The 23,254-nt window shown below is 66.5% G+C and carries 21 protein-coding genes; 2 read left to right on the forward strand and 19 right to left on the reverse strand.

Annotation, left to right across the window (positions count from 1 at the left end; all coding sequences use genetic code 11):
• Nucleotide 1: 1 nt before the first annotated feature.
• Nucleotides 2-826: a 1,4-dihydroxy-2-naphthoyl-CoA synthase gene (gene menB, locus R2834_23000; protein MEZ4703215.1), complete on the reverse strand. Its 825-nt coding sequence runs from the start codon at nucleotides 824-826 to the stop codon at nucleotides 2-4.
• A gap of 152 nt (nucleotides 827-978) precedes the next feature.
• Here menB and R2834_23005 point away from each other — a divergent pair, with 152 nt between their 5' ends.
• Nucleotides 979-1,278 (forward strand): Dabb family protein, encoded by a 300-nt coding sequence (locus R2834_23005; protein MEZ4703216.1) that lies wholly within the window; start codon nucleotides 979-981, stop codon nucleotides 1,276-1,278.
• A 6-nt stretch (nucleotides 1,279-1,284) separates the two neighbouring features.
• On the opposite strand, the gene R2834_23010 is transcribed toward R2834_23005, so the two are convergent.
• From R2834_23010 to R2834_23055, 10 genes are all read right to left on the reverse strand, one after another.
• On the reverse strand, nucleotides 1,285-2,025 hold the full coding sequence (locus R2834_23010) for a CPBP family intramembrane glutamic endopeptidase (GenBank protein MEZ4703217.1): 741 nt from the start codon (nucleotides 2,023-2,025) through the stop codon (nucleotides 1,285-1,287).
• Nucleotides 2,026-2,031: 6 nt separating this feature from the next.
• Nucleotides 2,032-3,777: a 2-succinyl-5-enolpyruvyl-6-hydroxy-3-cyclohexene-1-carboxylic-acid synthase gene (gene menD, locus R2834_23015; GenBank protein ID MEZ4703218.1), complete on the reverse strand. Its 1,746-nt coding sequence runs from the start codon at nucleotides 3,775-3,777 to the stop codon at nucleotides 2,032-2,034.
• Nucleotides 3,752-5,179, reverse strand: a complete 1,428-nt coding sequence (locus R2834_23020; protein ID MEZ4703219.1) for an isochorismate synthase — start codon at nucleotides 5,177-5,179, stop codon at nucleotides 3,752-3,754. The genes menD and R2834_23020 overlap by 26 nt, the downstream gene beginning before the upstream one ends.
• A 50-nt stretch (nucleotides 5,180-5,229) precedes the next feature.
• Nucleotides 5,230-5,901: a histidine phosphatase family protein gene (locus tag R2834_23025; protein ID MEZ4703220.1), complete on the reverse strand. Its 672-nt coding sequence runs from the start codon at nucleotides 5,899-5,901 to the stop codon at nucleotides 5,230-5,232.
• Nucleotides 5,898-6,527, reverse strand: coding sequence for a hypothetical protein (locus R2834_23030; protein ID MEZ4703221.1), 630 nt, complete (start codon nucleotides 6,525-6,527; stop codon nucleotides 5,898-5,900). Before R2834_23030 ends, R2834_23025 begins: the two co-directional genes overlap by 4 nt.
• A 130-nt stretch (nucleotides 6,528-6,657) precedes the next feature.
• Nucleotides 6,658-7,347: a DUF4230 domain-containing protein gene (locus tag R2834_23035; GenBank protein MEZ4703222.1), complete on the reverse strand. Its 690-nt coding sequence runs from the start codon at nucleotides 7,345-7,347 to the stop codon at nucleotides 6,658-6,660.
• A 3-nt stretch (nucleotides 7,348-7,350) separates the two neighbouring features.
• Complete coding sequence (locus R2834_23040) at nucleotides 7,351-8,385, reverse strand: hypothetical protein (protein ID MEZ4703223.1); 1,035 nt, start codon at nucleotides 8,383-8,385, stop codon at nucleotides 7,351-7,353.
• Between the two features lie 71 nt (nucleotides 8,386-8,456).
• Nucleotides 8,457-9,959: an oligosaccharide flippase family protein gene (locus R2834_23045; GenBank protein ID MEZ4703224.1), complete on the reverse strand. Its 1,503-nt coding sequence runs from the start codon at nucleotides 9,957-9,959 to the stop codon at nucleotides 8,457-8,459.
• Nucleotides 9,960-9,977: 18 nt separating this feature from the next.
• Nucleotides 9,978-11,279 (reverse strand): polysaccharide pyruvyl transferase family protein, encoded by a 1,302-nt coding sequence (locus tag R2834_23050; protein MEZ4703225.1) that lies wholly within the window; start codon nucleotides 11,277-11,279, stop codon nucleotides 9,978-9,980.
• Complete coding sequence (locus R2834_23055; protein MEZ4703226.1) at nucleotides 11,276-12,358, reverse strand: glycosyltransferase family 4 protein; 1,083 nt, start codon at nucleotides 12,356-12,358, stop codon at nucleotides 11,276-11,278. The genes R2834_23050 and R2834_23055 overlap by 4 nt, the downstream gene beginning before the upstream one ends.
• A 179-nt stretch (nucleotides 12,359-12,537) precedes the next feature.
• On the opposite strand from R2834_23055, the gene R2834_23060 reads away from it, so the two are divergent.
• Nucleotides 12,538-14,118 carry a c-type cytochrome domain-containing protein gene (locus R2834_23060; protein ID MEZ4703227.1) on the forward strand — a complete coding sequence of 527 codons (1,581 nt, stop codon included), beginning with the start codon at nucleotides 12,538-12,540 and terminating at the stop codon, nucleotides 14,116-14,118.
• Here R2834_23060 and wecB read toward each other — a convergent pair whose 3' ends face one another.
• From wecB to R2834_23100, 8 genes are all read right to left on the reverse strand, one after another.
• A complete protein-coding gene (gene wecB / locus R2834_23065; protein ID MEZ4703228.1) occupies nucleotides 14,119-15,204 on the reverse strand; it encodes a UDP-N-acetylglucosamine 2-epimerase (non-hydrolyzing) in 1,086 nt (361 codons plus the stop codon).
• Nucleotides 15,205-15,224: 20 nt separating this feature from the next.
• A complete protein-coding gene (locus tag R2834_23070; GenBank protein ID MEZ4703229.1) occupies nucleotides 15,225-16,520 on the reverse strand; it encodes a glycosyltransferase family 4 protein in 1,296 nt (431 codons plus the stop codon).
• Between the two features lie 5 nt (nucleotides 16,521-16,525).
• Nucleotides 16,526-19,039: a YfhO family protein gene (locus R2834_23075; protein ID MEZ4703230.1), complete on the reverse strand. Its 2,514-nt coding sequence runs from the start codon at nucleotides 19,037-19,039 to the stop codon at nucleotides 16,526-16,528.
• A 42-nt stretch (nucleotides 19,040-19,081) separates the two neighbouring features.
• Entirely contained in the window at nucleotides 19,082-19,369 is a 288-nt protein-coding gene (gatC, locus tag R2834_23080; GenBank protein ID MEZ4703231.1) for an Asp-tRNA(Asn)/Glu-tRNA(Gln) amidotransferase subunit GatC, read from the reverse strand.
• Nucleotides 19,370-19,372: 3 nt separating this feature from the next.
• The gene (locus R2834_23085; GenBank protein ID MEZ4703232.1) at nucleotides 19,373-20,179 is read right to left on the reverse strand and encodes a sugar phosphate isomerase/epimerase; all 807 of its coding nucleotides are present in this window, start codon (nucleotides 20,177-20,179) and stop codon (nucleotides 19,373-19,375) included.
• 77 nt (nucleotides 20,180-20,256) lie between these two features.
• Nucleotides 20,257-21,573, reverse strand: coding sequence for a type II and III secretion system protein (locus R2834_23090; protein ID MEZ4703233.1), 1,317 nt, complete (start codon nucleotides 21,571-21,573; stop codon nucleotides 20,257-20,259).
• Between the two features lie 215 nt (nucleotides 21,574-21,788).
• Complete coding sequence (locus R2834_23095; GenBank protein MEZ4703234.1) at nucleotides 21,789-22,793, reverse strand: hypothetical protein; 1,005 nt, start codon at nucleotides 22,791-22,793, stop codon at nucleotides 21,789-21,791.
• 45 nt (nucleotides 22,794-22,838) lie between these two features.
• The coding region (locus tag R2834_23100; GenBank protein MEZ4703235.1) for a hypothetical protein at nucleotides 22,839-23,254 on the reverse strand (416 nt) is incomplete at its 5' end.

Consider the following 23,254-nt stretch of genomic DNA (forward strand, 5'->3'; position numbering starts at 1 on the left):
ATCAGGGGCGATAGGGGAACTGCCCGAAATCGGGCTTTCGTTTCTCCAGATACGCCTTTTTGCCCTCCTGCCCTTCCTCCGTCATGTAGAAGAGGAGCGTGGCGTTGCCGGCGAGTTCCTGGAGCCCCGCCTGCCCGTCGCAGTCCGCGTTCAGGGCCGACTTGAGGCATCGGATGGCGAGCTGCGAGTTGGCGAGAATCTCGCGGCACCACTGCACGGTTTCTTCCTCCAGACGCTCCAGCGGCACGACAGTATTGACGAGGCCCATGTCGAGGGCCTGTTGCGCGTCGTAGGGCCGGCACAGATACCAGATCTCCCGCGCTTTTTTCTGTCCGACGATGCGCGCCAAGTAGCTGGCCCCGTAGCCGCCGTCGAACGACCCGACCCGGGGGCCGGTCTGCATGAACTTCGCATTTTCGGCCGCGATCGTGAGGTCGCAGATCACGTGGAGCACGTGGCCCCCGCCGACCGCCCAGCCGGCCACCATCGCGATCACCGGTTTCGGGCAGCTGCGGATCTGCCGCTGGAAGTCGAGCACGTTGAGCCGCATGATGCCGGAGCCCTCCTCGACATAGCCGGCGTCGCCCCGGATGCGCTGGTCGCCGCCCGAGCAGAAGGCGTCCGGCCCCTCTCCCGTGAGGATGATGACGCCGATCCGCTCGTCGTCGCGGGCATCATTGAGCGCCTCCATCATTTCCTTCACGGTCAGCGGACGGAAGGCATTGCGCACCTCGGGCCGGTTGATCGTGATCTTGGCGATGCCTTCGGCTTTCTCGTATCGGATATCGGTATAGGCCGCAGCCTGCTTCCATTCAATAACGGACATATTAGGTCGGGTTTGGTGGTCGGTAATCGGCGGGGTTCAGGGGCGCCCGGGACGGGGATCAATCTGCGCGCGGCACTGGAATGGGAGCGGTGTACCTCGTATCATGGCGTCGCTTTTGGACACCCCCACGCATCAGCAGAACACGCAAACGTATGGTCATACACAACGTCTACTTCTGGTTGAAAGACGGCATCACGCCGGCGGAAATCGCCACCTTCGAAGCGGGCGCCCGCAGCCTGCTCACCATCGACGGCGTAACCGGCGGGTATGTCGGCAAGCCGGCCGCCACGGAGGCCCGGCCCATCATCGACCGGTCCTACAGCTACGGCCTCGTCGTCATGTTCGACGACATCGCCGGCCACGACGCCTACCAGGTCGATCCGATTCACGATGCCTTTCGCGAACTCGCGCACCTGTGGACGCGCGTGCAGATCTACGACATGAGCTGCTAGACGCCGTCACGGCATGGGCGCGCCGACGCGGCTTCGGGCGCCCTCGCGGACGAAGCGCATCTCGGGGTTGAACAGCACCGCCCAGTAGTCGTTGGCGATCGCCAGGCAAATGTGGCTCAGGTAGCCGGCCCACACCGACCCCGTCTCGAGCGCCACGAAACCCAGCAACAGGCTGTAGGGCACCGTGGCAAACGTCTCTTTCGCCCCCTTCGGGATATGGGTCGCCGTCGCCAGCGCCGAGCTCAGCGCGACCGCCGTCCACGGGTTGGAAAGCGAGGCCGAACCGATGACGAGCAGACCGCGAAAAAGAAATTCGTAGGCCAGCAGATAGATCATCCAGGCCAGTCCGTTCTGGGCGACGAGTTGCCCATTCCACTCCATCGCCCGCACCTGGGGATAAAAGGCCTGCATGTCCCTCGCCCGCGCGGAGAAATAGGGTACCGGCAGCGCACAGAGCGAGAGGATGCTGCCCCAGACCAGCGTGGCCTGCCAGTCGGGCACGCCCAGCCCCCATTCGGAGGGCGACTTGCCCATCAGCATCCAGACCAGCAGCGCCGGCAATCCGCCCAGAAGCAGCGTCCCCAGGTACTTCTGGGCCAGGGGCTTTTTGATGCCGGCGGGGTCGATGCGCTGTCGTACGCGCGCATCGAAGGCCTTGGACGAAGAAACGAACCAGTACAGGGAGAACACGCTGACAGCCATCAAGATGATGACAAACTGCGCTACATCGCGTTGAATCCAGGTCATCTGAACCTATTGGGGGCTAAAAAGGGCCGTGATCGCTTGGTCGAGTGCCCGGTGCTCGTACAGGTTGGCTTGCCGATCGGTACGCACTTCGATCAGGCTCGGTCCGGGACGCGAAAGCGCCGCAAAAAACGCTTCGCGGAACGCCCCCTCGTCCGCCGGCGCCGCATAGGGGACGCCAAACAACGAAGCCGCGTGAGCGAATGCGTGGTCATGTGGCGTCGCAAAATAGTGTTCAAACACGTGAGGAAAAGTTGAAATTGGCAAAAAGGAGAAAATTCCTCCTCCCTGGTTGTTCACCAGCACCACGACGAGCGGGCCTCGCGCCGCCTTCAGGAGCGGCATCGAGTTGAGATCGTGCAAAAAAGCCAGGTCGCCCATCACCAGGATGACGGGGCCCTCGTGGCCGATGGCGACGCCCGCAGCGGTGGCGAACGTCCCGTCGATCCCGCTCGCCCCGCGATTCGAGACCACCAGCGCGCCGGCGCCCGAGGACGCGGCAAAGCGGTCCATGTCCCGGATCGGCATGCTGCTCGCCAGGCACAACGCGCTCCCTTCCGGCACCCACCGGGACACCAGCCGGGCGACAGCCGGCTCGGTGAGCGCCCCCCCTGCGACATGGGCGTCGAGCGCCTCGCCGGCGCGGCGATCCGCCTCGCGCCACGCGTGCAGCCAGCCGGCTTCCGCCGCGTCCGCCGGCTGCGCGGCGAGCCTCGTGCAAAAGGCGGCGATATCGGCCTCGACCCGGTGGCTCACACCGTGCAACGGATCGAGACGATCGCCCGAGGGATGCACGACGATGTGAACGGCCTCAGGATGGCTCGCCGGCAGCGAAAAAAGGCGTTTTGACGTGAGCCGATCGCCCACCTGCAGGATGCAGTCGGGCGCGTGCGCCCCGGCGAAAGCCGGCGTGCCGACGAGCATCTCGCCGTGCGCGATGGCGCCGGTGGTCCGGGCATCCAGCCGCAGCTGGGATCCGATGTCGGCCACCAGCGGCCAGCCTCGCGCAGCCGCCAGCGCGGCCACCGCCTGCGCCGCGGCCGTCGACGGCAGCCGCCCCGCAAGGATCAGCCCCCGCCGCGCCGTTCGCAGCACGGCCTCGGCGCGGGTGTCGCCGGCCGGCACGGAAGCCGGCTGTTCGTACGTCGTGAAGGGCGCCTCGCCGGACCGCCAGCCGGCGACCGGACCGCCGTACGCTTCGGCATCGAACCCGCTCGCCGTCGGGGCGAGCGGCTCGCGAAACATGGCGTTGAGATGGACCGGCCCGGTTCGGGCGGCGTGCACGGCGGCGTCGATCGTGGTGAGCACGTAGCCGGGGGCGATGTCGACCGTGGGCGCCGGCAGGTCGACGAAGCGCCGGACATACCCACCGAAGAGCTTCACCTGATCGATCGTCTGGTTCGCCCCGGTGTCCCGCAGTTCGGGCGGGCGGTCGGCGGTGAGCAGCACCATGGGCACGCGGTCGGCGGAGGCTTCGACGATCGCGGGGAAGCCGTTCGCCAGCGCCGAGCCCGACGTCGTCACCCAACACGCCGGCCGGCCCGTGGCGCGGGCATACCCGAGCGCGGCGAAGCTCGTCCCCCGCTCGTCGTAATGGATCGTGTGCGTGGCGCGGGGGTGTTCCGCGATGGCGACCACAAGCGGCGTCGAGCGCGACCCCGGCGCGAGAAAAAAATGATCGACGCCGCAGCGCACGAGTTCCTCGACGACGAGATAGGCCCAGAACTGGTTAATATTTGACGTCGCGGAGGTCAAGGCCGAGTACGGTCAGAAAATCGCTGATCTTGTGTTCGATTTCGGCCCACTCCTTCTCCGCCTCCGAGCCACGAACGATGCCAGCGCCGGCGTACAGCGTGAGGGCGCGGGGCGAGACCTGCCCGGAGCGGATGCCGACGGCGAACTCGGCCCGGTCGCGCCCGATCCAGCCGACCGGCCCGGCATACCAGCCGCGGTCGAATCCCTCGCCGGCCCGGATGTCCTGCATGGCCTCGCCGAGGGGGACGCCGCCCACGGCGGGCGTCGGGTGAAGCCGTTCGAGGATGTCGGCGTCGCCGGCCGAATCGGCCAGGGAGCCCTCGATCAGCGTGCACAGGTGCCGGCCTTTCGCCAGCTCCATCAACCGGGGTTCGTCGTCGACACGGACATCGACACAGAGGGCCCTCAGCGCCTCTTCAATGTTATCCCGCACGAAGGCCTGCTCGCGGCGGTCCTTGTCGCTATGGAGCAGCTCCCGTTTCAGCTCGGCGTCGCGCTCCTGCGAGGCGCCGCGCGGCCGCGTGCCGGCCACGGCCTCGCTCCGGATCCGTCGGCCCTCCCGCTGATACAGCCGCTCGGGCGACGCCCCCAGAAACTGGGCGTCCGCATCGAACTGGAACAGGAAATGGAAGCAATGCGGCGTGGCGGCCTGGAGGCGCTGGAGCAGCAGCGTGGCGTCCAGGCGTTCGGCGAAGGTGAACCGCGAACGCCGGGCGAGCACCACTTTTTCGAGCGCGCCCGACGCAAAACGCTGGATCGCGCGGTCGATGGTGGCGGCCCAGGCATCGTGCACCGGCACATCCTGCCGCGCGATGGGCACCGGCAGCGCATACTGGCTCGCCAGCGGTTCGGCGAGGCGGGCGGCTTGCTGGCAGATGGCCGCCGGCTGATCGAGGTCCGCCGGCACCACGAGGTTGCACACCAGCGTCGAGCCGGCCTCGGCCGGCTCCAGGACGAAGCGCGGCAGTACGAACCGGCCGGCCCCGAATCCCTCCCACTCCGCGGCGGCGTCGCGATCCAGGTCAAAACGCATCCCCCCGAAAAAGCGGACGCCAGGGTCGGCGTCGCGCAGGAGCGGCGTCAGCGTGCGTCGAATGACCTGATAGGGATCCCCCTCCCCGAGGCGCACGTCGAGCGCGATGCCGACCGCGGCGCGGGCATCCGACTCGTCGCGCCCGCACCAGAACAGCCGCTGCGTCTCCGGTTGGGCGCGCAGCCAGTCCAGCGGATCCATGTACGGCACCGCCACGCGCACCTGATGGATGGCCGGCGAGCCGGACGGATTCCGGCGCAACGCGCGGAGCGCGGCGTCGATGGCTTCCTCGAGGCCGGCCACCCAGCGATCTCCCCCGGCCATGACGCCGGTTTCCGACCTATCGTCCTGTCTGATCGTAGACTTCATGGCACTGCGCGGGCCGGGCCCGTTTGGCATGTGGATACGGCATGGCCGGACTACTCGCCCTGCGGGATGCCCGCCTCTTCCAGGTGTACGACGCAATCCAGCACCTGCGCCTCGAACCGACCGTCGACCAGGACGAGGTGGTTGAGCGCCGTATTGCGATGATCCAGTTTCTCCATCTGCGCCAGCCCGTATTCCGGAAGCAACGACGCCAGGATGATCCTCAAAAACCGACCGTGCGTGACGACGAGCACCCGCTGCCCGGGATGCGCCTGCACGATGTGGTGGATGGCCGCCAGCCCGCGACGCTGCACATCGTAGACCGACTCGCCCTGCTCGACGGCATAGTCGTACTCGCCGGCGCCCCAGCGATCCCGCATCTCCCGGAAGGCGAGTTTCAGCTCCGGTGAACGCGGCCGGCCCTCGTACACGCCCCACGACATTTCCTCCAGATCCGACAACCGGTGCACCTGCGCCGCGCCGACGGCCTCGGCGACGATATCGGCGGTTTCGCCGGCCCGCGTCAGGGTGCTCGCAAAGATCGCGTCCAGCTCGAGCGTCGCCGCCCGCCTGGCCAGCGCGCCCGCCTGGAGCCGGCCCGTTTCGTTCAGAGGGACGTCGACGCCCCGACCCTGCACGATCCGCTGCCGGTTGAAATCGGTCTCGCCATGACGAACCAGAAACAGATGCGTGGCGGCGGCAAAACGTGGAAATTCGGTCGTCATCGGCCTCCGAGATGCTGTAGAATCTGTCGTTCGATACGGTCCAGCTCCGGCAACGATACGCGATACCGCATCGCGGCGCGAACGATCGTCGACCGCAGCACCTGATCGGCCATGGGGATCGGATAGAGCCGCTTCGTAAGCCGCTGCAGCACAGGGGCCGCGGTGCGCTCGACGAGCCCCCAGCGGAACAACACAAAGCCGGCGATGCCCACGACGACCTGGGAATACGCCCCCTGCACGCCGAACTGGCTCAGCACGACGATGTAGGCGAGGGCCTGGGCGGGAAGCGCCTGCAGGAGTTTCAGCACCGGATCGAGCCAGCGGGAAACCAGGAGGGGGCGGAAGGTCTGCACCAGCAGAAAGACGAGCACGGCCAGCGGCAGCGCCGCTGCGGCCGGCGTCAGGTACAGGAAAAGCAGCAGCGACCACAGGCCGGCCGTCTGCCCGGCCAGGCACCAGCGGACCGCCTGGGCGATCAGCCGGCCCAGATCGGTATGCTCGAGCACCGGCGCGGCAAACGCGGTCAGATCCGCCTCGGATACCCGAAACCAGATCCCCTCCGCCGTGAAGATCCCTTCCGGCGTGTCGACATAGCCCGCTTGTGCGTCGAAACGCGAGTGTCTCATGATGGCGTGCAGCATCGCGCAATTCGCTTCTTTCGCCGGGGACGTCCGCCTCCTGATCGCGCATGTTGTGCGGTAACGAGAGACGACTATCAATAGTTTCAATAATTTTTGAAAGCCGGATCGCCGCCGGTCAACGCGGCGGTTCGACGATCGTCGGCGCGATGCGTACGCGTACCTGGGGATGCTGAACGCCCACGGATTGCAGCGCGGGGACCAGCAGGCGCTGGAGCGCCATTTCGGTATTGAGCAGCGGTTGACCCGACCGCTCGATGTGCGCGACCGCCTCTTCGCGCAGGGCGTCCTGCGCCGCGATGATGGCGCGTCGTTCGACGTTCCGGCCGCTCCGCGCGCTCAATCGCGCCCACCCCACTTCCGTCTGCACCATCATCCCGCCAAGGTCCGGCTCGACGGATTCGATCTGGATGCCGGAGACGGTGATGACCAGGACGCTGTCGCTCGTGAAGGCGATGGTCTCGGGAGAAAGCGAGGACAGGTCGATCCCGTAGGCGGCCACGCCGGGCAGCCGGACGGTGGAGCGGGTCGTCCCGAGCGATAACGACTCGTCGAAATACTCGGGAAACAGGTATTTGGTATTGGCCTCGGTGATGTCGGCCGTGATATCCAGCCGGCCGGTGACCAGAAACGCCGCCGGCGTCTCGCGCTGCAGGGTCGTGATGACGACCTGTTCGATATCCGACTCGGTAAACCGCGGCAGAAAGAGGGACGGCTGCCGCATCAGCCAGATGCCGCCGGCGGCGCCCAGCACCAGCAGCACCGCCGCGAGCGTCAGGCGATATGTCCAGCGGGTAAGCAGCGGCATGGGCTAGCGATCCACGAGCAGGTCGTAGTAGCGTACGCGGGAGGGCGCGACCTCGATGTCCAGCAGCACGATGTCCTGCGGCAACTCGATCCGCGGGATGATGTAGCCGGTCGTGTCGCTCCGGATGTCGTCGTAGGTAACGGCCGCGAGGAAATCCGGCGCCTTCTGGGCCAGATCGTACTGCGGCAACGGCACCCGAAACCGCACCGTCACCGACGGCGGATCGAGCTGGATCGATTTGGCGGTGGACGGCACGCCGCCGATCATCACGTCCAGCACGCGGGTCCCCTCCGTGAACTCCGCCGCGCGGGCGCGCAGCGCGACGGAACGGATGCCGAGTTCGACGATGCCCACAAGGGAATCCTCCAGCGCCACCCGCACCGAAAGCGAATCCTTCAGATCCGGATAGGCGACGTGGCGTGTCGGCCAGGATTGCAGCGTTTGGATGAGGCTCTCGGGACCGGACACCACGACGGAATCCGGGGAGATCGTCGGCGCTTCGAGCAGGGCGTGCGTCGGGGGCACGTCGATCGCGGCATCCAGGGCGATGGGGATCTTGCGCGTTTCCCGTTTTTCTTTTTCGAGGGGATAATACCGGGGATAGGTGCTTTCCAGGCGGATGTCTTCGGGCAGACTCGCGCGCGTGGCCTCATCCAGATCGATCACGGAGGCCTCGGCGCTCAGCCGGATCGTCGGCCGGTGGTAGAAGAGCCGCAGCAGATGCATGCCTTCGCTCTGGACCTCGGCGCGGACGGTCGCGGGCGGCAAGGCGCTCAGGGCCTCGTCCGCCGGCAGGTTTTCGAGCTGGGTATCGAAAACGAAGGTGCGCGAGTAGGTCTCGGCCAGCGAGCTGAAGAACCACAGGAGGATCGAAAAGAAAATACACAGGGAGATGGTCAGCCCCCGATGGGCGGGCGCCTCGTAGCGGTCCCCTTCCTTCCGCCGCGCGCGGTTCGAGCGCGAAAACAACTCGCTCCTCGTCAGGGGAGCGAGCCATGCGCGCAGGGGCGATGGAAGCTTTTTTTTGGATTGATCCATCGAGGTCGGTGTGGTGAGGCAGCGGTGCGCCGGCATGCGCCCGATGAACGGTAGAAATGCGCGGTAGCGCGCTACGTTCCTTCCGAGCCGGCGGCGGGCCGTCCGCTGCGGCGGGCGCGGAGGGCCTCCCAGCCGGCGCGCAGCTCCTCGCGCGAGTACAGCCCGAGCCAGGCGCCCAGGGGAAGGTACGACAGGATGAGCCCGATCCGCGCGGTGAGACGCATCCCCGTCGACCAGTCGGCCGTCAGCGCGCCGGCCGCATACAGCGCCAGGATCAGCCCCACCGTGAGCCCGAACGTGCGCCACGGATATCCCATGCGCATCTCCCGCTCGGCGCGGCGATACGCGCCGCCGGCGAGGGCCGCATACGAGCACACCGTCGCCACAGCGGCCCCCATCGAGCCGGCCACCGGGATGAGGAGCAGATTGAGCACGATGTTGAGCAGCGCCGCCCCCACGACCAGCACACCGATCACCGGCGTCTTCCAGGCCGCGTAGAGGACATTGGTGATGATGACATAGTTGCCATACACGTAGAAACCGAACGCGAGGGGCAGCACGAGTCCGGATGCGTCGAGATAATGCGGATCCGCCCCGATCCGCGTCAGCACGAGCGTCCCGTCGTACGCGAGCAGCGAGAGGGCCAGAACCGCCCAGCCGGCCCAGACCGTGTAATGCCGGAAGGTGCGGCGATGCAGTCCGTGGTCCCCATCCCCCAGCGTTTTTAACCCGATGACGGTGAACGCGAGCTGGAAGCTCTGCACGACAAGCAGATTCAGCACCCCGCTGATGCGGGCCGCCCAGTCGTACATCCCCACCGTTTCGGCATCGGTGAGGCCGTTGAGCAGGTAGCGGTCGCCGGCGTTGAGCACCAGGCTCGCCAGACTCACCATCACGAGCGGCGAGCCGTACCGGATGAGCGGCTTGAGCAGCGACCCATCGAAACGCCACCGGATGCGCTGCAGGCTCCCGACGAGCAGCACGGCCGTGCTGGCGCCGGCCGACCACATGTAGGCCTCCATGACGCCATAAAGCCCCTCCTGCCGCACCACCAGGAAATAATAGACGCCGCCGAGCAGCAAGCCCATCTCCAGCGCCATCGCGAGGGCGAAGAGGCCGGCGCGCTCCTGGATGCGCAGCAGCATCATCGGAACGGCGCCGACCGTCTTGAACACGACGTAGGTGCCCAGCGCCATCAGGATAAGGCTGCGGTCCGGGCTGCCGAGGATCAGCCGCGACAGTCCGGTGGCCCCCGCCTGAAAGGCGAACCAGGCGAGCACGCTCACGCCGATCGTGGTGACGAGCGCCGTAAAGGGCAGCCGGTCCCGCACGCCGGCCATCTCCCGATCCGCCATGAACTTGAGCAGCCCCGTGCCGATGCCGAGCCCGACGACGAAGATGCCGATCTGGGACGTCGCCATGAGCAGCGCCAGGTAGCCGTAGTCGGAGAGCGACAGGTAGCGCGAATCGAGATAAAACGGCGCCAGCAGCAACCCGCTGAGCTTGACAGCCACGTTGCCGATCGCGTACAGACCGCTTTGTTTGATGATGCGCAGCAGGGGTCGCTCAGCCATCGTACGTTCCTCGGCGGGTCATTCCGTTGCGATGGGCAGGGCGCGCAGCAGATCGACCGCCCGCTCGGTATGCCGGTGGATCCCCTCGACCCGATCGCTCAGGATCCGGCGCGCCTCGGGCAGGCGGGCAAGCAGCGTGTCGATGGTCTTCGTCAGTTCCTCGCCGCGCAGGGTGTCGATGTCCATCGTCGTAGCCGTGCCGGCCCAGGCCGCATAATCCACCAGCTCCATCAGCTCCCGCGTCTTGAACTCGTAGACGATCGGCGCCACCGGCGTCCCGGCCAGCATCGACAGGATCGCCATGTGCATCCGCGTCGCGATGACGAGATCGAAGCCGGCGAGCGCTTCCAGCAACGCCTCCGGACGGTGGAAGTCGGCGTCGACGCGGACGCGCGGGCGCACGGACGCGGGCAGCAGGTCCACCACCTGCCGTCCGACCCCGGAATCGTCGATCCGGTAGGCCGGCACGCCCTGGCAGGTCGACAAAAAAACGACCTCCGCATCGTAGCGCGTCACCAGATGCTCGACCCCAGCCGCGACGGCCTGCAAGTAGCCGCGCATGCCGTCCTCCGGCGACTGGTTCCGGAAATGCTGCCACGACCGCACCGACACCGCCACGCGCGGCCGGCCCTCGTCCGACCGCACCGGCCGGCGATCCGGATCCCGGAGCGCAAAGACGACATCCGGCATCACGTGAACCCGGTCGTTCGCGACGCCGATGTCGCGGAGATACCCGAGCGACTGCTCGTCCCGGAGCAGCACCAGCTGCGCGTCGTCGAACACGGCGCGGAGCTTCTTCCGGTGCGCCGGCCGGTTGAATGGCCCGAGCGACTGGGTGTAGAACACGAGGGGCTTGCGCAGCAGGCGTGCGATCGTGAACTCGAAGAGGCGCGGGGCGAGGCTGTAGTGCTCCACCAGGTACGTGCCACCGGTGCTGACGATGAGGTCGGCGCCGGCATAGGCCTCGAACGCGGCCCGCTGCCGACGGGTCAGGAGCAGCCGCGCCAGGCGCGGCCGGCCGCCGGCGTGAAGCCGCGCCGCCGCGTAGGCCCGGGGCCGGGCCAGATGCCACATCGCGAACCGGATGACGCCCCAGATGCGGCGCAACCATCCGTCTCGCGCCGGCATCAGGAAGGCGTTGACGAGCGCCTCGCGCACGATAAATTCCGGATAGAGCGCCGCCGCGGCGTCCGGCCTGGCCTCGCAAATTTCGATGTGCGCATCCGCGCCGAAGGCGGTTCGCAACTGACGGACGATGGCGATCAGGATCGCCGCGTCGCCGCCGTTCAGCAGGACGGTATTGGTGACCAGGATCTTCATGCCCCTTCGATCAATTCCTCAAAAGCCGCCATCATCCGAGCCTCCCGGTGGCTGCGCTGGAAGTGCTGTTCGATCTGCCGGCGCGCCGCGGCGCGCATCCCGTCGTCGGCCGCCAGCGCGCTCCGTATTGCCCCTGCCACGGCGCCGGCATCGGGCGCATCGACGAGGAAGCCGGCCGGCCCGACGGCCGCGGGATTCCCGAACACGCGGCTCGCGACGGGGATGCAGCCGCAGAGCATGGCCTCGCACAGGACGTTGGGCATGCCTTCGGCGCGGGAAAGCTGGAGGTAGACGGCCGTTTGCTGATAGATGTGGACCAGGGCTTCGCGGGGGATCTGGCCCTCGACCGTCACGTTGGCCGGCGCCCGAAGCCCATCGCGGATGAACGCCTGCATCGCGTCGGAGGCCCCGATCACCCGGAACGGGATGTCGGGCATGGCGCGCGCCGCATCCACGACCAGATCGATGCCCTTTCGCCGCAGCGTCTGCTCGCTGTCGATGAGGCCCACCGTCGTCACGGAGGGCGTACGCCGGCTCGGGCCGATGGGCCACCGCTCGGGCACGTAGCCGGTGGGCATGAACCGGTGCGGCGTTCGCACGTCCGGCGCTTGGGCGCAGACGCCGAAACTCCGCGTTTCAGGGTAGGCGCTGAACCGGTTTTCGGAACAGATGAGCGCCTCCGCCACGGGCAGCAGCATCGAGGCGTTCCGCAGCACGTACCGGGCCAGCGGGGCCCGCCACAGGCTCTGATAGACGCCGTAGCCCAGTTCGGGCAGATGGATCGCATCGTAGCCGCCGAGCGACACGGCGACGGGGACGGCGTGCCGGAGCCCTGCCAGGACGGGGTTCGCCATGTGATAGTCGGCGAACCAGCCGAAAACGAGGTCGGCGCCCGGCATCTCGCGCGCGAGCCACTGACGCTGCTCGCGCCACAACCTCCGAAACCCCCGCCACGTACGGGCGCGCTCCACATCGAAATGAAAAGGGACGAGATCGACGCGCCGGCCCAGCATCTCCAGATCGTCGCGCACGAACGAAGTCGGGCTCAGATAAACAAATAGAACGCGATATGTCCTCATCGAACCGGGTTGCCGCCTTCATTGGGGCATAGAATACGCCCGTTGAGGGGATTTGTATCAGCGGGGCTAGTCGTTTCTATGTTTTTTTTTATTATTGAGCGTCTAAACCCACTCGGATCCTGAATATGCACACCCCTATGCGTGAGACGCGACTCCTTGCCGGCGCTGGTCGGACAGCCATGCTGGTCGTACTGGTACTGATTGCGCTCGCAACATCCGCCCTCAGCCCGTCGCCTGCGGCGTCGCCGGCCGGGCTCGTTCAGGAAGCCGACGCCGGCCCCGAATCGCCCACCCCGCTGGTGTCGCGCCTGCTCGACATCGACCCGGACAACCCGTCCGACTGGATCGTTTTCTTCGGCCGGTTTCACCCGCTCGTCGTCCACCTCCCCATCGGCCTGCTCCTGCTCGCGTTTCTGATGGAGTACCTCTCCCGCGGCAAGCGCTTCGCCGAACTGAAGCCGGCCGTGTCGTTCACGCTATTCCTGGGTGCCCTGAGCGCCGTCGGCGCCGTGTGCGCGGGCCTGCTGCTCGCGGCGAGCGGCGACTACGGCGGGGACGACATCTGGTGGCACAAATGGCTCGGCATCGGGGTGGCCGCGCTGGCCGTCGTCGCCTATATCTTCAAGCGGAAGACGCTCGCGCCCACGCCGGCGCCGCGCTCCCGCACGGTCTACGGCGCCTCGCTCTTCGCCGCCGTCCTCCTTCTGACCGCGGCGAGCCATTTCGGCGGCACACTCACGCACGGCGAAGGCTACCTCACCAGCTACATGCCGGAGCCCTTCCGGTCCATCGCCGGCATCCCGCCCCGCGACCAGGCCGAGGCGGAGATCGTGATCGAAAACCTGGAAGAGGCCGCGGTTTATCCGGACATCATCCACCCCATCCTCGATGCCCGGTGCGTGAGCTGCCACAATCCCCGAAAGATCAAGGGCGAACTGCTCCTCGAGACGCCGGAAAACATCATGAAGGGGGGTGAGAACGGCGCCATCCTCGCCGCCGGCGACGCCGCCGGCAGCGAGCTGTTCCGGCGCATCACGCTCGACGAAAACCACGACGACCACATGCCCCCCAGCGGGCGGCGGCCCCTCACCGACGACCAGATCGACCTCATCGGGTGGTGGATCGACAGCGGCGCTTCGTTCGACCACAAGGTCGCGCAGGTCGAGGTGCCGGCGAAGATCCAGACCATCCTCGACCGCCTCACCGAGAAGAAGGATGAATCGCTCGCGATCCAGGTCCCGCCGGCCGATGCCGACGCCCTCGCGAAGCTGGCCGAACTCGGCGTCCTGGCGATGCCGCTATCCGTCGAAACCAACCTCCTGCAGATCCAGGCCATCAACGTCCGCGACGCGTTCGGCGACGAGCAGATGGACCTGCTGCGCCCCATCGCCGAACAGATCGCGTGGCTGAACCTCGGCAACACGAAGGTGACGGACGCCGGCCTCGCCACCGTCGAATCCTTCGTCAACCTGTCGCGGCTCCATCTGGAAAAGACGGCCGTCACCGACGCCGGCCTCGCGCACCTGTCCGGGCTCCAGTACCTGAGCTACCTGAACCTCTACGGCACGGGGGTGACGGACGCCGGCCTGACCCACCTCGAACCGCTCAAAAACCTCAAGGCGCTCTACCTCTGGCAATCCGGGGTCACCGCCGAAGGCGCGGACCGGCTACGCGCGGCGCTGCCCGGGATCGACATCAACATGGGCTGGGAGCTGTCGACGCCCGAGGCCGAGACCCCGCCGCCGACGTCCACCGACTGATCATCCCCGCAGCAGGTCGCCGATATGGCGGGCCACGGCGTTGGATGCCGATTCGGTCGGCCCCGCGAAGAAAGCGTGACGCGGGGCCTTGCCGGCGTCGGTGATCCCCTGGTAGGCCTCCCGGATGGCGGCCGGATCGGACCCGACGAGCTGATTCCATCCGCCGGCGAGGGTCTCCGTCCATTCGGTCTCGCGCCGCAGCGTCACGCACGGGACTTGCAGCCAGAAGGCTTCCTTCTGGAGGCCGCCAGAGTCGGTAAACACGGCCTGCGCGTGCGAGAGCAGCTTGAGCATGGCCAGATAGCCGAGCGGATCGATCATCAGGACGGTCTCCGGGGGCACAAAATCGCCCAGGCGGGCCCGCGTCCGCGGATGCAGCGGCATCACGACCGGCACCCCGAGCCGCCCGAGGCCGGCAAAGATCCGTTTCAGCGTGGGCGCGTCGTCCGTATTCTCCGCCCGGTGCACGGTCGCCACGACATACTCGCCCGGCGCAAACGGGATGAGGCGCTCCAGGTCCACGCGCTCGTCCGCCCGGGCCGCAAAATGCCGGGTCGCGTCGTACATCACATCCCCGGTGAGGTGCACCCCCTCCACCATGCCCTCGCTGGCCAGATGCCGCACGGCATTTTCGGTGGGGCAACACAGCAGCGTGGAAAGCCGATCCGTCACGATGCGGTTGATCTCCTCGGGCATGGCGCGGTTGAACGACCGCAAGCCGGCTTCGACATGGACGATCGGGTGCCCGAGTTTCGCGGCGACGATCGCGCCGGCCAGCGTGGTATTCGTATCGCCGTACACCTGGATGGCAAGCGGGCCCCGGAACGAGCGCAGCACCTCTTCGAGCCGCTCCATGATGCGCCCCGTCTGCGCCGCATGCGATCCGGACCCGACCCCGAGGTCGTAGTCGGGCCGCGGCACGTCCAGCTCCTCGAAAAACACCTGGCTCATGGCGGCGTCGTAGTGCTGCCCGGAATGGATGACGCGCTCGGCGATGCCGGCCCGCGCAAGGGCGCGACTGACCATCGCCGCCTTCACGAACTGCGGGCGCGCCCCGACTACGGTCACCAGTCGACGATGTGGCATGGAGGATGGGGTTACAGTCGTTAGCGGGGCATGGAAAGGCGGGTCAGCAGGTCGGCCAGCTCGCCGGCCTGGGCGCGCCGGCTGTAACGCGCCGCCGCCTCCGCCGTGGCGCCGCGCGCCGGCGTCCCGTCTCGCCAGGCAGCGACCCAGCGCTGTAGACTAGTCGTCACGCCGGCGACGTCCTCGTAGTCGCACGCCGCGCCGGCGCCGGCGTCCAGGACGATTTGCGCCGTCTCGCCGTCCGGCGGCCCCAGCACCAGCACCGGACGCTGCGACGCCAGATACTCAAACACCTTGCCCGGAATGATGTCGTTGGCGGCGCGCACGCGGTTTACGGCCAGCAGCAGGACCTGCGACGACACCACGTGCCGGACGGCCTCGCGATGCGGCATGTAGGGCAGATAAACGACCTGCCCATCCAAGCCAAGCCGGCTCACCTCCTCCCGGACGCGCGCGTCCACGTTGCCGACGAGCCGGACTTCCACGTCAGGATTCTGCAGCGCCGCGAGCGCCCGCCACAACGCATGCGGGTTGCGGTCGGCGTTCATGTTGCCGACATGCGTGATGACGAACCGACCGGTGTCGGGAAACGGCTCCTGATCGAAGTCGGCCTCGTCGTAGCCGTTGTAGATGTTGACGCACGGCGTCGCCGTCCGCGCCGCGAAGGCGCGCTGGACGGCGGGGCTCACCGTGACGACGCACTGCGCCTCGTCCAGCACCGATTGTTCGAGCGCGCGGTTGCGCCGGCTCGCCCAGGCCGACATCGGCAGCGCGTCGAGGTAGTCGATGTCGGTCCACGGGTCGCGGAAGTCGGCCACCCACGGGATGCCGAAACGCCGATGCAGCGCGCGGCCGATGAGGTGCGTCGAGTGCGGCGGGCCCGTCGTCAGCAGCACATCCGGGCGGTGCGCCGCGATCGCGGCGGCGCCGGCGCGCGTGGCGTAGGGCACCCACCCCACCCGGGCGTCGGGGATGAACAGGTTGGCGCGCACCCAGCGGGCGAGCCGCTCCACCCTGCCGGGCGGCTTGTCGGACAGGAAGCCCACCGTCACGGCATCCGATTTCGACTTGCCGCTCAACGCCCCGTACCAGGAATACGGATCCCACGCCCCGGTACGGATCACGTCGATGCTGGCCGGCACCTCGCCGGCCATCGCGGGGTCCAGATCCGGATAGGCGGCGGACTCCGGAGCGACGGTGAGCACCCGCGGCGACCAGCCGCTTGCCGGGAGATACTTGACGAATTTGAGCGTCCGCTGCACCCCCGACCCGCCGGAAGGGGGGAAATAATAGGCGATGTAAAGGACGCTCCGCACGCGCATCAACGCCTGGTCCGTACGTACCCCAGCCCGAGCAGCGCCAGCACGCCGCCATAGGTCAGCAGCGTCGCGATGAGCGACAGCGTGTACCCCAGCCGCACGCTGGAGGGATCGAAGCGCATCTCGACGGTATGCGCCCCCGCCGGCACGACGACGCCCCGGATGAGATAATCCACCTTCTCGATGGGCGCCTCGACCCCGTCGATCGTGGCCGTCCATCCGGCCGGGTAATAGACCTCGCTGACGACGAGCAAACGCGGGGCGTCCGTCTCGACCGACCACCGGATCTCCCGGGGCGAAAATACCTCGAGGTCGACACGCGCCACGGCGTTCGAGTCAATCGGTGCCGGCGCGAGATCCAGCGGCGTCTCCACGATGGCCGTCTTTCCCACATCGAACGACGCGCTCCGCAGCCGATCCCAGATCTGCTGGTAATCCTGCATCACCTCCACCTCGCCGACGAAATGCGCGCGCGGCTCGACATCCACCTTCTCGAACACCCGATAGCCAGTCTGATCGCCGGTGTATACGGGCTGAAGACCCGGCACCGGACTGCCGGCGACCACGTACTTCACACCCAGCAGGTCGAGCGCGTTCGGGTTCGGGATGCCCGTCGATGGATCGAACAGGAGGTGTTCGAGATAATCCTGATACAGCCGGAGCTTCGCGCCGTGGTAGCCGCCGAGCGACTCGTAATGGAACGAAGGACGAGCCGTGACGGACGGGTGCCGGCCTTCGAGCGAGAGCACGCGGAAGTGCCCCGGCCCGCCGGCCTGCGCGACCTGGTCGATGAGGTACCGGTCAAAATCGTAGGTCTGGATCTGATCCTGCGACGAAGCGGCATCGACCAGGATCTCGCTGTTGAGATAACGCCGGTCCACCCCCCAGAGATCGACCACGACGAGCGCGGCAAAGAGGAATGCCCCGACGCCGGCGGGAATCGTCCCGCGGCGAACCAGCACGATGGCGCCCATCCCCAGCACCAGGAAGATCAGCGACCGCACGGCGTCTTCGCCGAACATGTCGCGCCGCTCCTGACTGGCATTCGTCAGATACTGGCGCGCCGCCTGAACGACGCGGGGGTCCGACGGCGACACGTTGTTGCCCGAGGCGATCTGCTGCACGGCCATCTCGTATTCGCCCGGCCGCTCGAACGAAAAAAGCGACGCCTTCCCGCCGAGCAGGACGACGAGGAACAGGATGACCGATCCGAACACGATAAACGCCGGCGTCTTCCAGATCGGCGTCGCGTCGGTTTCCTCCGTCATCACCCCGTGCAGTCCGATCGCGGCGAGCGCCGCCAGCACCAGCGCCACGATGCTCAGCCAGGTCTCCGGCACCCGGAACGCATCGAACATCGGGAAATGATCGAACATCAACCGGTTGAGCAGCGAAAAGTGTTCGCCCAGCGAAAACAGCGTCATCACCAGCGCGGCGATGCCGAGCGCGAGCACCTTGCGGTCGCGGTAGCGCCAGATCGCGAGGATCGCGAGGGCGATCACGAGGCCGCCCACGTAATGCGGACCGCCCGTCGAACCCTTCGGGCCCCAGTACGCCGCGGAGCCGCCAAAGGCGTGCGCCACGAGCAGCGTCAGCAGCTCGCCGACACCCTGGCTCCACCCCATCGCGTACGTCCAGTCCATCGTGCCCGGCTCGCCGCCGACTTCCGCGCCCCGGATCGTGTAGTTCTTGTATTCCGAGATCGCGAGGTAGGGATGCGCGACCATGAGGATACCGAGCACGCCGCCAAGCGCGAGCCAACCCGTCGATTTGAGAAAGCCGGCCCGATCGGCCGATCGCAGGGCGCTCACCCCTTCCACCACCCACCAGATGCCGATCACCCAGACCGCGTAATAGGTGATCTGGACGTGCCCGGCGCGGAGGTTGACCGCGAGCGCTATCGCGAACAGCAGCCCGCCCAGCAGGCCGGGGCGCTTCAAGGCGTAGGCAAAGGCTAGCACCAGCCAGGGCGCGAAGGCCAGGGCGATAAACTTGGAGTTATGACCGGCGGCGAGAATGACGGGCATGTAGGTCGTCAGACCGTAGGCGACGGCGCCGAATACCGAACTCCAGACGCTGCCCGTTAGAAAAAACGCGAGGAGATAGGCGCCGACGAGCATGACGATGAGATGCGACGAGGGCCAGATCACCCCGCGCAGGAGCCGCGGGATGTCGTCCACCTGCGGGGCGCCTTCGGGGGTCGATATCAAATAGCCCGGCATGCCGGCGAACGCGTTCGTGGCCCACAGCGCCTCGTCGCCCGTCGCCTCCTCGTACGAAATCATCGACTGCGCCATGGCGCGCCAGCTGACCGTATCGTAGGCGATCAGCGACTTGCCCGAGAAATGGATCGCGCCGAAAAACGTAAAGGAGAGCGCGACGAGGAGCCCTATCGCCATCGCGTGCTGGTAGAGCGGGCGCTGGAAGGGTCCGGCCAGACTTCCTGCCGCCGGCGTCACCGGGCTGGATTTCGACGCCGCGCCGGCGGTCGATTTTTTCTTCTTGTGGGATGCCATGTATTCAGGGATGGAGAGCCGCCGGCGAGGCGGTGGGACGGCTCATTCGATGACTTTCGGGACTCGAAAATACGTGCCGTCCGCATCAGGTGCATTCTTGAGCGCCTCCGCATGGCTGATCCGCTGCTGCGCGGCATCCTCCCGCTCCACATTGTACAGGTCGATCACATGCGACATCGGGGGCACCCCATCGGTGTCCAGCTCGTTCAGCTTCGCCATGTAACCGAGAACCGCCTCCAGGTCCTCGACCATGCGCGCCTCTTCCTCGGGGGTGAAGCGCAGCCGGGCCAGCGCCGCCATGTATCGTACGTCTTCGCGGGTGATTGCCATCGTTCAGGTTGCCAGGTGGTCGGAAGGTCGTGCGGCGGTTTGCCGGATCAGTTCATGGAGGCGCGTGGCGGCGCGAAGGCCTTCTTTCGGCTTGGGCTCGACCTGGACGCACAGGCTGAGCGGCCCGGCGTATCCGATGTCGCGCAGCTCCCGAAGCCGGGCGCCCCAGTCCACCGCGCCCTCCCCGAACGAGGCCGGCCGCCAGGACTGTTTCGCCGGCAGGGCGTCGGCGCAGCGGACAAAACCCAGCCGGTTCGCCAGCCGAGGCAGGCCGTCCGCCGGATCGTCTCCCTGCATCACGGCCGACGCGGGATCCCACCCGGCCCGTACGGCCGGATGATCGACCCGATCCAGCAGCTCCGCCAGCGCCTGGGCATGGGGCGCGCAGGTGTCGGCCTCGTGAAACACGATCAGGTCGACGCCGGCGCGCGCGGACCGGTCGGCCGCGCGGCGAAGCGCATCGGCCGCCGTGGCGGCGTGCTCCGGCGACGAAGCAAACGACGACACGATCAGGCGCGTGCAGCCGATGCGGGTGCAAAAGGCCAGCGTGTCGTCCAGCGAGGCGATCTCGTTCATCCATCCCGCCCGATCCTCCGCCGGCCCCAGAAAGAGGCCCGGATCGATGGCGGCCACCGGCAGTTCGTTTTCCTCGAGCCGGCGGCGGAGCCGCGCCTCGTTGACAAACGGCACGCGCTCGCAATGTTTGCCCACGGCGCGCAACTCGACGGCCTCCAGCCCCCACAGCATCGTATAGTGCAGGGCGCGATCCAGGTCGCACGTAACGCTATCGGTGAGCCAGGTGGGGATCATGGAAACGGGCGGGGACAAAAAAAGGGCAGCACGCTGCTGCGTGCTGCCCGTGATAAGACCAAACGTTCCGAACGTTCCTAGTTGTTATCCGGATAGGTCACTTTGCGCGCCTTCGAGGCGTCGAGCCGGCGAACATCCTCTTCCAGCTGACGGCGGCGGCGTTCGAGCAGCTGATCCGGGAACGGACGCTGGGTGCGGACGTCGAGCTGGTCGAGCAGGCGCGCCTGGATGATGATCAGGAGTTCGCGCTGCGTCTTGTCGGTCCGGTTGTACCCGAACAGATAACGCAGCCCGAAGAACCATGGCGGGAGATCCTTCAGGATCGGAACGCCGCGGCGGGTGATCGTTTTCTGCGTCGTATAGAGCCCGCCGATGACCGTCTGCTCGCCATCGAGCAGCAGCACCTGCGTGTCGGCGCGGTTTCGCGCGATCACGATGCCGGCTTCCGACGGCGAGCTGTTCGAGTTTTCGACGGCGACGTCGAGGTGAATGAACTCGATCACCTCGGTGCCGAGCGAGTCGCTTACGGTCTCCCGGATCACGGTCGGCGTCACGTCGATGATGATACCCGTCGAGAAGAACTGCGTGATCGTGTTGCCGGCGAAGTCGCGCTGCTGCACGGGCACGTCGCTACCTATCTGGATATTGCCCTTCTGGCCGCTCTGGACCGTCACGGTCGGGCTGGCGATCGTCTCGCCGAGGCCTTCCTGTTCAAACGCGCGGATCAACTGGGTGAGGCCAGAGAAACTGACCCGGTCCGGCCCGATGATGTAGTTGTCGACGCTGCTGAAGACATTCTCGGTATTGATGAAAATGCGCGGGATGTCCTGGTTGCCGTTGTTCGTATTGCCCGAGCCCCCGCCAAAGGAACCGCCGCCGGCGCCCCCGCTGCCGCCGCCGCGGCTGGCCTGCGGACCGAACCACACGCTCCAGTCGATACCGAGTTCGAGCGACTTCGTGAGGTTGGCGTCGAACAACACGGCGTTGATCTGGACTTCACGCGTGCCGGCGGTCGCCGGAACGACCTGCGTCACCGCCGGATCGACCGGCCGGCCGGCGGCCTGGTCGGCATTCATGACGAGCGGCGTCGCCTGGGCCGCCTGGATAATGAAGTAGCGATCGGTCTCGCGATACGTCAGCCCCTTCAGTTCGAGCACAAACTCCAGCGCGTCGAAAAACTGCAGGTTGGTGATCGTGACGCCGATCGGTTCGGAGCGCCCTTCCGGGTCGATCACCTGCTTCCCGGTCACCCGGTCGAACACCGGATTGATAAACTCCAGGAACTGATCGAACGGCGTCGACGGAAGGAACGACACGAGTTGATCGGGAGGAACGTAGGTACGGATCTGCCGCGGTGGGCGATCCTGCGCCTGCGCCGTGGTAACGGCCGTCATCCCCAGAAAAAGTAGTACAGTGAGCCAATAAGCCGGCCGAGTGCGGACCGCAGTTGGGGTAATCCAATTCATCATGCTCTCCTAATATCACACGTCAGGGAGATGCCGGTGCTCGAGATGCCAAGAGCCGTGCGGCTGGAGGCAGCTACCTACCGCCGCAAGAAGCGTTATCCCCGGACAAATAATTAGATGCTTTCAGGACCCTATCAAAAACCTTACCGATTACCGGTCGGTGCTAGGAGTGTTCCTCCGATCGCCTGCCGGTAACCCTGCTGCGTATCGAGTGTCAGATCGATATTATCAATGATTCCACCCTTGTTCAAGCGGGCCGATACGCGCCCTTCCACGGGATCGATATCGGTGATCGCGCCGAGGTATACGGGGTCGCCGACACCGAGCTGACGATATCCATCCTTGTCCTTGAACACGGCCTTTCCACCCACGATAGAAACCAACTGCGTGCCAGGATCTTCGATTTCCAGGTAGCCGTCGGTATTCGGCGGAATTTGATCCAGAATACCTGGATAAAACGGGTTGACCGCCGGCGATTCATCCGGCAAAATATCTTTCGGAACCGGAGGAAGCTGCCCCGACCAGCCCACGGGCAGCGACTGCCCCTCGAGCATGTCGGCAAAAAGATCTTCCGGGGCGCTCACCCCTTCCGTGCCGGAGAAATAGGCGTTCAACGACATCCGGAAGGAGACCATCACCTGGAGCTGCGGCTTCCCCTTCTCCTTGTTCTCCGTCACCAGATCGATATGATCGAGGCTGAGATTCTCAATTCGATAAAAGTTGCGGTTGTTCTCGATGCTCCAGATGAACTTGTAGAGGCTGCTAAAATACCCGCGCCCGTCCACCGTGAAGGTGTGGTAGCTGATATTCGGATCCTCTTTCGTGCCGGTCGCCGTCACGTCGAAGTTCTTGAAGCCGGCGGTCGTGAGGCCGTTCAGATACCCGATCACGTCCGGGCTCTTGAGTTCCTCCGGGATGATCTTGTAGCGCGCGAACCACCGCCGCGTCGCATCGCGCGCGGACTCGCGAGACTGGGTCTCGGTGAGGAACAGCTGCTCCAGCTCGGCCTTCTTCAGCCGGGCCACCTTTTCGGCGCGCATGACCTGATCCAGCTCCTCGCCTTTCGCGCGCATGACGTACACACCAAAACCGATAACGATCAGCCAGATGGCCGCCATGACGAGGATACTATAACCGACTTTCGACATGCTCTACAACGATCGGTGAACGATGGACGTGGAGAAACGACGCGCTCACTGGGCGGTCGGTTCTTCGAGATGGTTGACTTGCTCGCGCAGATATTTCGCGGCTTCCGGCAGTTCGATGACGATCGGCACGCGCATGCGGAAGGTGAACACGGGCGCCTCCCGAATCTCGGAGAAGACCTGCGCCTCGATGTTGCCGTCGATGCGTTGCGCCAGCTGCACGATCCGGTCGCGCGACGTCGCGTTGCCGCTGATTTCCAGCATCTGCCCGTTCGGACGCCAGCTGTCGATCCAGATGCTCCCGACTTCGGACGTCTCGCGGGAGATCTTTTCCAGCGTCCGGCTCCACTGGTCGCTGCCGTGCAGCAACCCGTCCAGCACGTTCAGGGCATTCAGGTAGCTGGCCGTGACGGCATCGAAGCTGTCGATCCGCGCCTGCAGCTGCCGGGGGTCGGCTTCCATGA

This window comes from Rhodothermales bacterium, assembly GCA_041391505.1.
Lineage (GTDB): Bacteria > Bacteroidota > Rhodothermia > Rhodothermales > JAHQVL01 > JAWKNW01.

Excerpts from the sequence above, each read along its gene's own strand:
- R2834_23010 (MEZ4703217.1), bottom strand. The coding sequence starts at position 2,025 with ATGACCTGGATTCAACGCGATGTAGCGCAGTTTGTCATCATCTTGATG.
- gatC (MEZ4703231.1), bottom strand. The coding sequence starts at position 19,369 with ATGGCAATCACCCGCGAAGACGTACGATACATGGCGGCGCTGGCCCGG.
- R2834_23055 (MEZ4703226.1), bottom strand. The coding sequence starts at position 12,358 with ATGAGGACATATCGCGTTCTATTTGTTTATCTGAGCCCGACTTCGTTC.
- R2834_23060 (MEZ4703227.1), top strand. The coding sequence starts at position 12,538 with ATGCTGGTCGTACTGGTACTGATTGCGCTCGCAACATCCGCCCTCAGC.
- R2834_23005 (MEZ4703216.1), top strand. The coding sequence starts at position 979 with ATGGTCATACACAACGTCTACTTCTGGTTGAAAGACGGCATCACGCCG.
- R2834_23035 (MEZ4703222.1), bottom strand. The coding sequence starts at position 7,347 with ATGCCGCTGCTTACCCGCTGGACATATCGCCTGACGCTCGCGGCGGTG.
- R2834_23030 (MEZ4703221.1), bottom strand. The coding sequence starts at position 6,527 with ATGAGACACTCGCGTTTCGACGCACAAGCGGGCTATGTCGACACGCCG.
- R2834_23040 (MEZ4703223.1), bottom strand. The coding sequence starts at position 8,385 with ATGGATCAATCCAAAAAAAAGCTTCCATCGCCCCTGCGCGCATGGCTC.
- R2834_23075 (MEZ4703230.1), bottom strand. The coding sequence starts at position 19,039 with ATGGCATCCCACAAGAAGAAAAAATCGACCGCCGGCGCGGCGTCGAAA.
- R2834_23050 (MEZ4703225.1), bottom strand. The coding sequence starts at position 11,279 with ATGAAGATCCTGGTCACCAATACCGTCCTGCTGAACGGCGGCGACGCG.
- R2834_23085 (MEZ4703232.1), bottom strand. The coding sequence starts at position 20,179 with ATGATCCCCACCTGGCTCACCGATAGCGTTACGTGCGACCTGGATCGC.
- R2834_23090 (MEZ4703233.1), bottom strand. The coding sequence starts at position 21,573 with ATGACGGCCGTTACCACGGCGCAGGCGCAGGATCGCCCACCGCGGCAG.
- R2834_23095 (MEZ4703234.1), bottom strand. The coding sequence starts at position 22,793 with ATGTCGAAAGTCGGTTATAGTATCCTCGTCATGGCGGCCATCTGGCTG.
- R2834_23045 (MEZ4703224.1), bottom strand. The coding sequence starts at position 9,959 with ATGGCTGAGCGACCCCTGCTGCGCATCATCAAACAAAGCGGTCTGTAC.
- menB (MEZ4703215.1), bottom strand. The coding sequence starts at position 826 with ATGTCCGTTATTGAATGGAAGCAGGCTGCGGCCTATACCGATATCCGA.
- R2834_23025 (MEZ4703220.1), bottom strand. The coding sequence starts at position 5,901 with ATGACGACCGAATTTCCACGTTTTGCCGCCGCCACGCATCTGTTTCTG.
- wecB (MEZ4703228.1), bottom strand. The coding sequence starts at position 15,204 with ATGCCACATCGTCGACTGGTGACCGTAGTCGGGGCGCGCCCGCAGTTC.
- R2834_23020 (MEZ4703219.1), bottom strand. The coding sequence starts at position 5,179 with ATGAAGTCTACGATCAGACAGGACGATAGGTCGGAAACCGGCGTCATG.